Below are 12,990 nucleotides of genomic sequence, written 5' to 3' on the forward strand. Positions count from 1 at the left end.
CTGCTGCAACGCAAGCGGTCAAAACCTACCATTCCGCCGCGTTCAAATGCCGGATACTGGGAAGATGGTCATCCCCGAAATGACGCTGTTCAAGCGCTGAAATATGGCGAGTTGAGCCAGTGGAAAAAGGACAACAACTATCACCAGCGTTCGTTGTCTGAGACGGCGATGTATCGTTACAAGCAACTCATTAGCCCTAAGCTCAGCCTGCGTGATTACGATGCTCAGGTTGGTGAAGCGTTGGCTGGCGTCAAAGCGATGAACAAAGTCATAAGACTAGGTATGCCTGTTCGTCAGGTGGTCAACTAAGTCCAGGAAAGCCCTTGGGAGCGGTCTTTCCAGAGAGTGAATTGATCAACAACGCCAGTGTGGCGGCGTTAAGAAACAACTTTGATTGATGACTCCAATCGCCACGAACCGGTGATCGGTAACGCCGCCTTGCGGAGGTCCAAGCCGCGCAGTGGCCGAGTGTGATGCGCATTGTTAGGCCGGGAACTATGATTTAACGCCAGATATCTCATATATCATGCCTCCATAGCGGGTATTAAATGTTGTATTAGAAAATAGGCTCTCGACTGCCTCCCAGGGTGAAACTTGAAAGTACTCCTCGGTATAGCCGTACTGCTTACCTATGGCCAATATGAATTTAAATATGATACCGGGCAAATTTTCTGGCTTTTTACCATCCAGAATAGCAATGTGGCCGCCAGATGATAGTGCGTCATAGGCATTTTCTATAACTCGCTCATATTCCGGTATATATCCAAAAACACCTGTGGATAATACCGCATCTACGCCTTCCGGAAACTTGAGCAGCGCCAAATCAGATTCAATAAGCTCAACATTATTCCAGTTATTCATGATGGCTTTACTTCGAGCAACATCAAGCATACCTTTGGCGATATCTACGCCGATGATCTTTCCTTGGGGGCCTACCTTTTCAAGAATGAGTGGAAAATTCAAACCTGTACCACACCCAAGCTCTAACACGGTATTTCCAGAACGCAAATCAAGGCAATCAATCACCTCAGATCGATATTTCTGCATTCTTAGTCCGGCCAGCCTGAATAGAATTGTTGTAAGGTCGTAGCTTCGAGCACCCTCGTCGTACAGGCGCTTAACTCTTTCCCTAGGTATAGCCATAGGCTCCCCTTGAATAGCCTCCACTCTCTTAGACACTCAATGACCGCTACTGGTGCCGCAGTAAGCATGGGGTGAAGTCGACGTTAGCGAGAGACGTTAGCAACCAGGTTTGCGGGCAGCGAACGCCACATAGCGGTCATTGAAGCTTTCAATTACTCTGAATTCTTAAACCTTACCGACGAAGCACCGCGATCCATCGTCCCAAGTTTAACAAACTGGTCAGTGAGGCAGCGACATAGGTCAGTGCCGCCGCCTTGAGAATTTTCTCCGCATGCTTCAGGTCACCGTCGTGCAGGTACTCGCCTTTCTTCAGGAGCGGCAGCGCCTTGCCATAACTGGCATCGAACTCAACTGGAAGGGTAATCAGGTGCACCAAGGTACTTAGTGCCATCGAAACAATGCCAATCGCTATCGTTAATGCTCCCGCTTGCGGAAGGCGGGTTAGTAGTAGGATAAGCGGAGCCGCCACTAGCATAATGCCAGCAAGGCGCTCGCCGACCATTGCAGCCTTAACGAGGTTCTGCCGCGCCAGGAACAACGACTCGCCCCGTGAATCCTGAATAGCATGCCCCACCTCATGGGCGGCAACAGTCACTGCGGTCAAGGAGTATCCTGAGTAGTTTTTCGGCGTCAGACGCACAGCCTTAGCGGCCGGATCATAATGATCACCGTCAGAGGTCTCCTCTACCTGGACGTCGTCTAGGCCGTAACTGTCGAGCAGGTGGCGCGCGAGTTCACCACCGCTTCCCTGCTTGCGGTAACGATCTGCCGGCTGTTCGTACTTTTCCATCACATGTTTGACCCACATACCCGGCAAGAAGACGCATAATGTGATGATGAGTAAGATGATTATCCAGACCATTTAAATCGCCATGTAATGAGTATTTGTGCGGCTACCGATTATTATACGCATAGAAATGAGCAGCAGATACTTGCCGACGACTGTCTGCTTCAGAATTTGGCGCAAATAGGAAACGACTTTAGCAGAGCCTAACTGGACACCCTCCTTTGCATCCGTGGGGTATCCATCTCGAGAAGCCCCAGCACTGTCCAACTGCTTGCTATCCGTCCCAGCTTTGCGGGGACGTCACAAGCAATGAGAACCAAAGCTCTTAGGGTGGGTGTCCAGTTAGCTCTGAGCCTCTTCTCGACATACTGGCTCTGGCAACAGAGTAATTGGGAGACCAATTGTAGCGGTCAAGTAAAACTGGCCACGGTTTTATGAGCAAACCAGAACTGTCGCTCTGATTCATTCGGAGTCAGCCCACCGTTGTATTGGTGGGGTCAGAGTGAATTGGAATAGCATTCAGGACAACGGTCGTTCCGCAGATTCAACCTCTCTATCCTCTTGAAGCTATCAATGACCGCTACTGGCGCCCTTCAGAGCGTTCGCGGGAGTTCGATACCAGTAAACGGCATCATCACCAGGTTACGGGCAGCGAGCGCCACGAAGCGACCATTCAGGCGGCTAACGGACTGTCTATGAAAGTGCGGTCTATTCATCGCCTTAAGTTGTGACCGAAAATAACTGACAACCTTGCAGTTTCAATTTCGCTTACATCTTGGCGTTGAACAAATGATTTTCACTGACTTTACTTAAATGCCGCACACTAGCGAGGATCCAAATCAGAAGGAGTTTGTTATGTCTGATAAGAGTGACATCCCGACACCCGTTAGTATTGAACTGCTTAATGACCTATTAGAAGCTGGTAATGAGGCTTTTAATGAGACCTTCTGCTCTGATGACGAGTCAGAAAATGACTTCGATGGATGGCTTGGATCAGACGATTAAGTTTCACATGCCTCTTCACTCAAGGCAGGATTCATCCTGCCTTTTCTATTTTCATGCTACTTCATTTACAAGCAGTTAATCAGTATGTATTCACGAGTAAATTAAAGCCATTGAATAGCCTCCACTCTCGTAGACACTCAATGACCGCTATTGGCGCCATTGCGGCCATGCTCCACAAGCTGCAGCATGACTCTTTATTACCCTCCTACAGGGGCCACCGAGGTCCTCATCTTAACGCCTCTCTGCCGACAGGTCGCCTGACCACTTAAATACAAGATCTACGCTCTACTGATAATCATCAGCCAATTGCTGGCAGTTCCGAGAAGAACCTTTTAAGACCCATTTCCTCGGGTTTCACTGAGATCTCCTCAACTCTCTGCATCAGATGCGATGACGCAGTGAACCACTCAGCTCCACGACTTCCGGGTTTAAACCGCTGGATGTCTCCAAACTCCAGATGCAGTTCCCGTTCAAAAATCTCTGCATCTCTGGTTGGGTATTCGCCTTCATTGAAGTAGCGCAGACCAATAAGCTCAATGCGTTCATGATTGGATGACTGTATCTGAGACAGCCGGCGCTGAACCACAGTTTGGAGTGAGTTTGTATGGGTTTGTGCAGCCATCCCAATCTTAATAGCAATGGCCGGGGAGCCGGCGGCAACAAAATAGACAATACCGGGACAACGCCACCATCTGCGGGTACTTTCTGTGGCAGCCTCCGGGGCCTTGGGTGGTTTCACGTAATTCCCCTTAACTTAGGGTCAACTTCTGACGGTTATGGATCTTTTACTTTGACAGCCACTCAGTGATCTCAAAGAACTCGGGTTTCACATTATGCTTTGGCCGATGCGCCTGAATCAGAAGGATCTCAAGCAAGAGACGTTGTGACTCCTGGCTTTGCTGAACGAACTTAAGCTCTGTCCATTCTGGCCACCATTCCTTTTTCTTGTGAGGGGAGGTTTGATCATGCTGACGGGCTTTAACCGTGCGGCCCGTCTGACCCACGTACAGACACAACCCCTGACTGTTGAAGTAAGCGTATACGGCACCAGTACCATCATCTTTCAGGCCACCTTTTTTCGCAAAGTCGTCCCGGGTCGCAGACGATGCGGCCTGCTCAAACCAGGCCCTGGTCTGCTCCACGGTGATCTGCGCTGACTGTTGAAGTGCTTCTAATTGTTCGGGCATAGCCAGGTTCCTCTTCATGTCACCGTTGGTGGCAACAGGTTTCAATCCATACTGGCATTAACTCATGGTTTAAACCATTAATACAGTGAGTTAGATCCCGATGTTTCGGCCGTATGCCTGTGCTACCTTGTTGAGAAACGAGCTGCAGCGATAGATGGAGAGATAAGCATGAGCCAGAAGCTGGTTATTACGCTGGATGAAAAATCCACTGAGGAGTATCTGCGCCAGGCATCAGTTTTGACCAAGGCCGAAGTGGACAATGATATCGAACCCTCCGGGATGTTGCTGACGGTAGAAGTTGCTCCCGCTCACTATGACTCTGTGGCATACATGAATGGCAAGGAGCTTGGGGAAGTCTCAGTGACGCTGGTCGCGGATTAAGATACTTAGCCTGGCCAGTAGTGTTGTCTGTGTCCACGGCTCCTGCAGGGAGGGCAGTATTCAGCCCTCCCTCCGCTGTAGTGGCCAGATTTACTATGCCACAACATGCCAGATTAACCGGTTGGGGTTACTGTCCGCTGAAATGCTCAAAGCCGGAGCTGTAGACTCGGCTGCCATCCTCATCCAGTACCCAGACGCCCTCCAGGTAGCTGAGCTTCTCGGCCAGGGCTTTTGCCCGATCCAGTGGCATCAGGAACAGGGTGGTGGAGAGCACATCGGCGTAGATGTGGTTGTTTGAGAGCACCACAGACGTGGCCACGCCGCCCTGCTTGGGGTAGAGGGTGGTGGGGTCGATGATGTGGTGGTACTCCTTGCCGCCCACTTCGAAGTACTTCAGATAGTTGCCGCTGGTGACCACGGTGAGGTTCTCGCCGCGCACCACTTCGGTGTAGCGCCGGTCTATCTGGTCACAGCCTGGTAGCTGGAAGTCATGTTTGCGGCACACCGGGTCCTCGATGGCGGTCGCGAACGGGCGGCCTTCGGGGTGACGGCCGTAGTGGCGGATGTTGCCGCCGGCGTTGATCACCACCGAGCGCATGCCACTTGCTTTGAGGTGGTCCAGCACCTTTTCCACCATCCATCCCTTGGCGATACCGCCAAGATCCAGACTCATTCCCTCGGCCATGGTGATGCTGTGGTTGGTGGCATCCAACTGAATATTGTTGATGCGGGTGTGTTCGGCGGCGGCGTGCAGTTCGGCATCGGTGGGCAGGCTGCACTCCCTCTCGTTGCTGGCACCTTTAGTGCAGCGAAAGCGGTGCTGGCGCCACAGCTGCACCACGGGGCCGATGGCGATGTTGAAGTAGCCTTCGGAGAGGCGGTGCCACTCCACTCCGGTCTGGATCAGCTCGAACAGTTCGGGGTCGATGCTGTGGCTGGCGGTGGGAGCCAGGTTGATGGATTTGACGTTCACCAATCCGGGATAGGTGTCGTAGTCCGAGGCCAGCTGGTGGTAGTGCTCGATCAGTTTGAGCGACTCGCACAGGGCCGTTTCGGCATCTTCGCCGCCGTCATCCAGTACCTCGACGCTGATGGAGGTGCCGAAGTAGTCCAGGGTATAGAGCACGCTGCGGCTCGGTTCTGACTGAATCAGTCCGTGCTGCTGGCAAAAACCGTTGCCGGGGGCGGCATCCGGTACATTGGCCCAGATGAAAGGCGCCAACAGCAGGTGGGCAAAGATAAACAGCTGGGCGAGGCGGTCGATAGGCGAATACATGGTGAGCCTCTCTGCAGAAAGAACAGCCGAAGCCCGGGAAGGGCTTCGGCCAGGGGGTTAGTTGTGGGTGCGCACCACCTGGTCAGCACGCATCTCCTTGTAGAGGAGGTCGGCCTGCTTCAGGTAGGTGTCCCAGGAAGCGGAACGCTTGGTGAAGCCGGTCTGGGCGTAGCTGCCGGTGTCGCCGGTGGCGGGCAGGTCGTTGATGTCGAAGATGGAGCCGCCGTTTTTCACATGCTCATCCAGGGCATCGAACATCACGTTGAAGCCGATGCGGGCGGGCTCGACGTAGTAAACCGAGTCGTACTTGGACTGGCGGTAGTGCTTCTTCAGCGAGGCGTCGCGGATCTCCTGCTTGGAGTCGGCGAAGATCTCGTCGTAGTAGACGTCGACAATCTCTTTGCTGTCGGTGTCCACCACGAAGCGCAGCAGGGAGGTGACGCCGGTCCAGCGGCCCTTGGCGTCGGTCAGGCGTTCGGCGTTCTGGTACATCTTCAGCTGGGTGCCTTCGCCCTGGATGCGGTCATGGATCTTGGCGGTCAGGGGCACCATCGACTGCTGAATGGAGTTGGAGGCGCCGGCTACGATGTCCAGCCCCTGGTACTTGAGGCGGTTGGGCTGCTTTAGTTTGTTGGCCAGCTTGGGATCGTAGTCCGGGTTGGCTTCGAAGGTCAGTTGGTCCTTCTCCACCATCAGTTTTTCCATGGTCAGGGCGGACTGTACCCAGGCGGTACCCTTCTTCTTGCCCATGGAGAAGTTGTACTCGGACATCCGCTTGGGCACGTCCTGGTAGATGCGGGTGTAGTAGTTGGGACGGCCACTCTCGTTGAACTCCGCCAGGATGACGTCGCTGTTGTTATTGCTGTCCAGCACGATGATCATGCTGCCCATGTGGCCCTGACGGAAGCGGGCTTCCTCGTAGTAGTAATCCCCCTTAAGCAGCCCCTGCTTGGGCTGAATCGACCACTTCAGCTTGAACTCTTCCCCTTTGCCCTCGGAGGAGCCTACGGGCTGGTATTCAGGCGTGGAGCCATCGGTGCGGGGCAGGGTGTTGATCGCCTGAAGAATGCCGTTGGAGGAGAAGGTGGAGCCGGAAACCGCATCGATGCCTTCGTGGCCATTGTTGCTGACAATCTTGGGGAACAACCGCTCGGCGTTGAGGTAGAGGGACTCGGTTTCTTTGTGGGACTGGGTGGTGATCTGCTGGATCTTGCCCTGATCAACCTGCACCTGCAGGGTGATGTTGCTCTTCTTGCCCTTACCGGAAACCTCATGGGTGCCGTCTACGTATTTGCCCTGTGGGCCCTGGCTGGCGCAGCCAGAAATGGCCAGGGCAACCAGGGTTGCGGCGGGAAGTGCGTAGCGGCGTGTCTTGTTATGTGCTGCCATCGATGGCTCCTAACTCGTTTGTAACTCGTTGACCGGGTCGGAGTTGACCTTTGACTAGCAGACTAATTAATTGCTTCTGGGGGCAATATAGTGGTTTTCCGTAGCGTCAGGAGAAGGGTGACCGGCTTCACATTGGAGTTGTAGCCGCTTCGTTTTCGTCTGCAGCCTGGCTTCGGGAAGTGCCCGGAGTCACTGGCACCGCAGGTGCGGCAGGGGTTGCCATTGCGGCGCCCGTGCAAGGGGGTTTTGCCCCAGAAACTGGCCTAATAGGTGGTAGAGCGGCGGGTAAGCCAGGTTCAGGGCGATGGGGTCGGTAAAAAACGCTTCTACGCAGACGGCGAAGAACTCCGCTTGGTTTTCGGCGCCGTAGGGGTCTATCCAGAGTCGGTCCCAGGCCAGGTTCGCCTCCGCCGAGCCCTCGGGTAGAGATAGGGCCAACTCAGCCTGACGACAATGATTAGCAAAGGCTTTAGGGAACACCTGAAGCCAGTCGGATTGCAAAGGTACGGGAAGGGCTGGCAGGCCATCGGCAATGCCGCCGTTGGCCATATCCAGTTTGTGGGCCAACTCGTGAATCACCAGGTTGTAACCATTCCAGTGGCGGCTGTCGGCCAGTTTTGACTGGGACAGCAACACCGGTCCTTGCTCCCAGGCTTCACCGGAGAGTTCTTCCCTGCTTTGATGCTCCACGCCATTGGCGTCCACAAACTGGAGGTCGGTGACGAACTCTTCCGGATAGATAAGCAGCTCGTAAAATACGCCATAGGCGTCCAGGCCCAGGTTCAGCACCGGCAGCGCGGCCATCAGGGCGATGTCGATGCAGTGATCATCGGTCAGTTCGGCGTCCATCACAGGGGTGAAGCGCTTACCGTGGAGAAAACACCAGCCCAGCTCCAGCAGCCTGATCTGTTCCTGTTGGCTGAGGCCATCGAGAATCGGCAAGGCATCCAGGTTTTGTTGCCAGCGAGCCCGGCGCTCGCTGTCGAAGCGGGTTAACAGTCGTTGCCGTCGCCAATTGGAGAAAAAGGTAAACATGACGCTAGCTTAGCGCGGTGGCCGGTAAATGGAAATGCGCTAGCCGCCCTGTTGCCGCTTAAGGCGGTGGGATGGCTGCGTGCTGGGGAAACTCCGGCGGGGAGGAGGCGATACTCGCGCTATCGAGGTAACGCGATGAAAAAAGGGCGGCCAATTGGCCGCCCTGTGAGGTTATTGCTGCTGTTTCCAGTACAGGCTTTCTGCCCAGGCGAGGAAGGGTCGTGACCAGGTCGGCTGGCCGTACTGACGAAGTACGTGGGTATTGATCTCCACCACCCGCGAGTCGAACTGCTGTAAATCAGACCAGTCGTAACCGGTGGCGACTTGATCCCAGCGGCTGCTGATGCCGTTGCCCTCGACGTCGTAGTGCAGCATGGCGGGTGCCATGAAGACCTTATCGGTCAGGGTTTTGGTCAGACATTGCACTTCGCTGTCGTTGCTGGTGTAACCCTCGTTGTGGGCGGTGACCACAAAGCCCACGTCCAGGTGACCGTGGTTAACGTCTTCCAGCTTGTTGTTGCCACTGGTGTTGTAGGCGTAGTCCCAGCTGCAGGTGCCGTCGTTGTTGTAGCGCAGGTTGTCGGTGAAGAAGCCCAGAATGTCGGTGACTTTCTGCGCCATGGCCGCATCGCCGCCCTGGGTCCATTTGTTCACGTAGATCATGGCGATGCCCATGGTCATATTGTGGTTGTAGGGCAGGGGGTTGGAGTACAGGCCCGAGTCGCCGAATTCGCTGTTACTGACATTGACGTAGAAGTAGGAGCCTTGAATGGCACCGTTCTTGGTCTGGCTGTAAGAGGATTCGTGGGTGGCAATAATCGTTCTCGCCAGAGCCAGGTATTGATCCGCTTTGGCCATGTAGGCGGTCTTGTTGGCAGACTTGATGTAATCCACGGTGCGCATGATGGCGTTGAGGATCTGGCCATCGGACAGCACCTCGATGCGCCAACCATCAAAGGGACGACGCCAGCCTTCAGCGGCCATGGAACGGTCGTTGAGGTACGCCTTGGGGGCCATGCTGTAAGGCTGGCTGCCCAGGTTCATCTCACCACGCTCAACCCGCTTGTCATCGGTGTAGTTGATCATGTGGTCAATCAATTCGATGGCGTAGTCGAGGTACTTATCGTCGTTATAGGTTTTGGCCATGGTGACGTAGGCCCGCAACCAGTAGTGACCTTCCCAGGCCAACTGGCTCTGGTCGTTGCCGTTGGTGGAGTCCAGCAACGGGTGAGCATTGCCGTAGCTGCCTTCGAAGGCGGCGTCCCACTCGGCTTGAGAGGCGATCAGCGCCTTGGGGGTAACCACGTTGGTGTCGATGGTCAGCCAGTCACTGCTGCCGACATTGTAGAGCTGGTTGTTGTCGCTGGGCTGAGCACCAGACTCGATGATCTGTTGCTGATCATTAAAGGTGTAGCCGCGAACCTGACTGTCGTTACCCAAATCGATCAGTGCCAGTGCCTGCAGGGTGGCGGCACTGAAGTCATTGCCGAAGCGCAGGGCCTGATCATAGCTGATGGCCGTGATGGCGCCATTGCTGATGCTGGCGCTGTTCTGACCATCGGAGGCGGTCAGGCGACCATTGGTGATGCTCACCTCGACGTAACCGGTCTGGTCGAACGCAAAGCGGTTTTCCAGACGTACTTCACTGCCATTAAAGCGGGCAATAACGGAACGGTGTGAGACGGCGATAAAGCTGCTCTGATTGCCGGTACTGGCCACATAGGTCAGTGCATCCGGGTTGCTGTCCAGAGATGAGAACCAGCCAATGATGCGATGCTCCGACTGCGCCTTCCAGGGGGAAAACGTCAGGTAAGCATTGCTGCCATTAAAGCGAACGGCACGGGCGTCATTGCCCAGCAACGGGCCTCCCTGTGGAGGGTCCACTGGATCAACCGGGTCGACAGGATCAACGGGGTCAACCGGATCGACGGGGTCAACCGGGTCGACAGGATCAACGGGGTCAACCGGATCGACGGGGTCAACCGGGTCGACAGGATCAACGGGGTCGACAGGGTCAACCGGATCAGAGCCAGAGCCGTAGACGGCCTCCCACAGCTCCTGAGGAAAATGCTCAGGATTCGGGTTGGTGATGGTGTGATTGGCTTGAACCCAATCGCCATCATCAATCTGGTGCAGTTGGTTGTAGCCGCTGTTTCCGCCCACTTCGACGATACCGAGCTGGGGATCAAAGGCGTAAGAGCGCGAGTTATTCGGGTTGCTGTAATCGATCAGGGTCAGTGCCTGCAAGGCGCCCTTGGAGTAGCCGCTGCCGCGGCGGTACAACCAGTCAAAGGTAATCAGTGTCGGGTCAATGCTGACACTGTTAACCGAGCTAGAGTTGGTGCCGTCGGAGGCGGTCAGTTTTCCGTTTTCAACGGTGACTTCCAGGTAATGGCTGGCCGCAAAATTAAACTTGCCCCAGATGCCGGGGTACTCACTGCCCCACTTTCCCTGCACGTTGTTGTGGGTAAAGCCGATGAAGTCTGAGGTTTGCGACGAGCTCATTAAGGTGGTTCGGTTACCGGCGTCCGCATCGACTTCGGCCAGCCAGGCGATGACTTTGAATTTCCCTTGTGGTTTCCACGGGGCAATCTGCGCGTAGCTGCCGTTGCCGTCAAAGCGCACGGCGGAGTTGTTGACCGGGTCGACGGGATCAACCGGATCAACCGGATCAACAGGATCAACCGGGTCGACAGGGTCAACTGGATCAACGGGGTCAACCGGATCGACAGGGTCAACTGGATCAACGGGGTCTACCGGATCGACGGGATCTACCGGGGCATCAGTACCAAAAACGGCATTCCAGTCTTCGTCGCTGAAGACGCTGTTATCCGGGTTGTCGATTACGTGGACACCCTGGCCATAATCGCCGCTGTCGATGCCGGTGAGCTTGGTTGGGCCACTGCTGTTGCCGACTTCCACCAGACCCAGAGTCGGGTTGGCGCCATAGGCGCGGGAGTTGCTGCTATTGGCCAGGTCCATCAGTACCAGGCCTTGCAGGCCGGCCTGAGAGAAATCGCTGCTGCCTCGGCGGAACAGCAGATCATAACGCACCGAGCCGGGATTAATGGCGCTGTTGTAGACCACCTGGGTAGTGCGCCCGTCACTGATGGTCATGCTGCCATAGTCAACGGTGATATCGACCAGACCACTGGCGTTGAAGTCGAACTTACCCCAAACCCCGGGGTACTGGTCGGCCCAATGGCCCTGCACCGCAGAATGGGTGAAGGAGAGAAACTCGGTGGTGTCAGACGCACTCATCAGGATGTTGCGTTGATCCGGGGTCGCGTCCATACCGGTCAGATAGGCGAGCACACGGAATTTTCCCTGTGGTTGCCAAGGTGTAATTTCGGCGTAGCTGTTGCTGCCGTTAAAATTGATGGCGTAGCTTTGTGCCGGGTCCACAGGGTCCACAGGGTCCACAGGGTCCACAGGGTCCACAGGGTCCACAGGATCTACCGGGTCGACAGGGTCTACGGGATCAACTGGGTCGACGGGATCAACAGGGTCAACCGGGTCTACGGGATCAACCGGGTCGACAGGATCCACCGGAGCATTGCCAAAGGCGGCATTCCACTGAGCGTCATCGAAGTGGTCAGGAGCCGGGTTTTCAATGGCGTGTGAACCGGTAAACCAGGCATTCTTTGACAGTTTTCGCAGAGGTGTATAGGAGGCGCTGCCGCCGACTTCGACCATACCCAGACTGCTGTCGAAGGCGTAAGCGCGCGAGTTTCCGGCGTTGCCGAGATCAATCAGGGCCAGGCCCTGAATGCCGCCTTCTGAGTAATCGGTTTTACCGCGACGAAACAGCCATTGGTAGCTCACTGATGTCGGATCGATAGCCCCGTTGGTTACTGAGCCGGTGACCAGACCATCGGTGGCGGTCAGTTGGCCCGGCTGGACTTCGATTTCGATATAGCGGGTGTCATTGAACTGAAACTGCCCCCAGATGCCTGGGTACTGAGACCCCCATTTACCCTGTACATTACGGTGGGTAAAAGAGAGAAAGTCTGTAGATTGGGGTGAACTCAGGAGAATTGTTCTGTTTTCCGAGTTGGTATCAATCTGCCCTAACCAGGCAATGACCTTGAAGTGTCCGCTGGGTTGCCAGGACTGTATTTCGGCGTAAGCATTTTTCCCGTTGAACGCAACGGCATTCGATGCATGGCCGCCAAAGCTGAATGAAATTAGAATAACTGATAGAAAGAGTCGGAATAATGATCGTCGTTCCTGTCTTCTACAAATCGATCCCAAAAAGTGATGCCGATGGTTCATGAAAAGCCTCATCAATCGGCAGACAATCTCGGTCCTGCTGTGGCGCTGTTTTATGGTGCACTATTAAACTCCCAATTATTTCAGAGAGTTAGTGCGAACAGTTCACCACCGACATGAGGTAATCCCGCTATCATTGGCCAAAGCCTTTAGACCGGAGATATTGCGTCCTTAACTTTCGTTAAGTTTGCCTTTGTCTGCTGCCGTAGTTCAAATTACATTGGTTAACACAACATTAACCATAGTGAGTTATGCTTAGCCCTGAATAAGCCGAGCCCGCGGCAAGAATGCCCAAGCATTGATCATAAAACAACCGGTCTTTTGTATATTCAGCGTACATTCGTCATTATCTCGATATTATGTGCTGCTAAAACAGCAACATCCTCAAAGGTTATTTTTTTGATGTTTTCTACGCAATTTGCGGGTTCTGTGAGCCATGTTCAATTGCGGTTGTTCGTTATTTAACCGATGACAATTTCTCTTAAAAAGCACTGTTATTTTTCTGTGGATCGTGT

The 12,990-nt window shown here is 54.5% G+C and carries 10 protein-coding genes, 1 pseudogene and 1 riboswitch; of the genes and pseudogenes, 3 read left to right on the forward strand and 8 right to left on the reverse strand.

What is annotated here, in order from left to right; all coding sequences use genetic code 11:
- Window positions 1-309, forward strand: a pseudogene (locus BLT77_RS10605) (IS5/IS1182 family transposase); the annotation flags it as partial.
- 186 nt (window positions 310-495) lie between these two features.
- On the opposite strand, the gene BLT77_RS10610 reads toward BLT77_RS10605, so the two are convergent.
- Together BLT77_RS10610 and BLT77_RS10615 are read right to left on the reverse strand one after the other, a co-directional pair.
- A complete protein-coding gene (locus BLT77_RS10610) occupies window positions 496-1,143 on the reverse strand; it encodes a class I SAM-dependent methyltransferase (RefSeq protein WP_143026611.1) in 648 nt (215 codons plus the stop codon).
- Window positions 1,144-1,315: 172 nt separating this feature from the next.
- Window positions 1,316-2,005 (reverse strand): zinc metallopeptidase, encoded by a 690-nt coding sequence (locus BLT77_RS10615; protein WP_090365247.1) that lies wholly within the window; start codon window positions 2,003-2,005, stop codon window positions 1,316-1,318.
- 780 nt (window positions 2,006-2,785) lie between these two features.
- Here BLT77_RS10615 and BLT77_RS20285 point away from each other — a divergent pair.
- The gene (locus BLT77_RS20285) at window positions 2,786-2,935 is read left to right on the forward strand and encodes a hypothetical protein (protein WP_176819279.1); all 150 of its coding nucleotides are present in this window, start codon (window positions 2,786-2,788) and stop codon (window positions 2,933-2,935) included.
- A gap of 298 nt (window positions 2,936-3,233) precedes the next feature.
- Here the strand turns inward: BLT77_RS20285 and BLT77_RS10625 are convergent, their stop codons facing one another.
- Both BLT77_RS10625 and BLT77_RS10630 read right to left on the reverse strand, forming a co-directional pair.
- The gene (locus BLT77_RS10625; RefSeq protein WP_090365249.1) at window positions 3,234-3,674 is read right to left on the reverse strand and encodes a GIY-YIG nuclease family protein; all 441 of its coding nucleotides are present in this window, start codon (window positions 3,672-3,674) and stop codon (window positions 3,234-3,236) included.
- 46 nt (window positions 3,675-3,720) lie between these two features.
- Entirely contained in the window at window positions 3,721-4,122 is a 402-nt protein-coding gene (locus tag BLT77_RS10630) for a GIY-YIG nuclease family protein (RefSeq protein WP_143026612.1), read from the reverse strand.
- Window positions 4,123-4,290: 168 nt separating this feature from the next.
- Between BLT77_RS10630 and BLT77_RS10635 the strand changes: the two genes are divergently transcribed.
- Window positions 4,291-4,503, forward strand: a complete 213-nt coding sequence (locus BLT77_RS10635) for a hypothetical protein (RefSeq protein ID WP_090365251.1) — start codon at window positions 4,291-4,293, stop codon at window positions 4,501-4,503.
- A 127-nt stretch (window positions 4,504-4,630) separates the two neighbouring features.
- On the opposite strand, the gene BLT77_RS10640 is transcribed toward BLT77_RS10635, so the two are convergent.
- The 4 genes from BLT77_RS10640 to BLT77_RS20390 form a co-directional block, all read right to left on the reverse strand.
- Window positions 4,631-5,779, reverse strand: coding sequence for an FAD:protein FMN transferase (locus BLT77_RS10640; RefSeq protein ID WP_090365252.1), 1,149 nt, complete (start codon window positions 5,777-5,779; stop codon window positions 4,631-4,633).
- A 57-nt stretch (window positions 5,780-5,836) separates the two neighbouring features.
- Window positions 5,837-7,168, reverse strand: a complete 1,332-nt coding sequence (locus BLT77_RS10645) for an FMN-binding protein (RefSeq protein WP_090365253.1) — start codon at window positions 7,166-7,168, stop codon at window positions 5,837-5,839.
- A 189-nt stretch (window positions 7,169-7,357) separates the two neighbouring features.
- Window positions 7,358-8,203: a M90 family metallopeptidase gene (locus tag BLT77_RS10650; protein ID WP_090365254.1), complete on the reverse strand. Its 846-nt coding sequence runs from the start codon at window positions 8,201-8,203 to the stop codon at window positions 7,358-7,360.
- Window positions 8,204-8,374: 171 nt separating this feature from the next.
- Window positions 8,375-12,028 carry a hypothetical protein gene (locus tag BLT77_RS20390; RefSeq protein WP_218126930.1) on the reverse strand — a complete coding sequence of 1,218 codons (3,654 nt, stop codon included), beginning with the start codon at window positions 12,026-12,028 and terminating at the stop codon, window positions 8,375-8,377.
- A 564-nt stretch (window positions 12,029-12,592) separates the two neighbouring features.
- Window positions 12,593-12,677, reverse strand: a riboswitch (cyclic di-GMP riboswitch).
- Between the last annotated feature and the right edge of the window lie 313 nt (window positions 12,678-12,990).

It is taken from the genome of Ferrimonas sediminum, assembly GCF_900100175.1.
In the GTDB taxonomy this organism is placed as follows: Bacteria; Pseudomonadota; Gammaproteobacteria; order Enterobacterales; family Shewanellaceae; genus Ferrimonas; species Ferrimonas sediminum.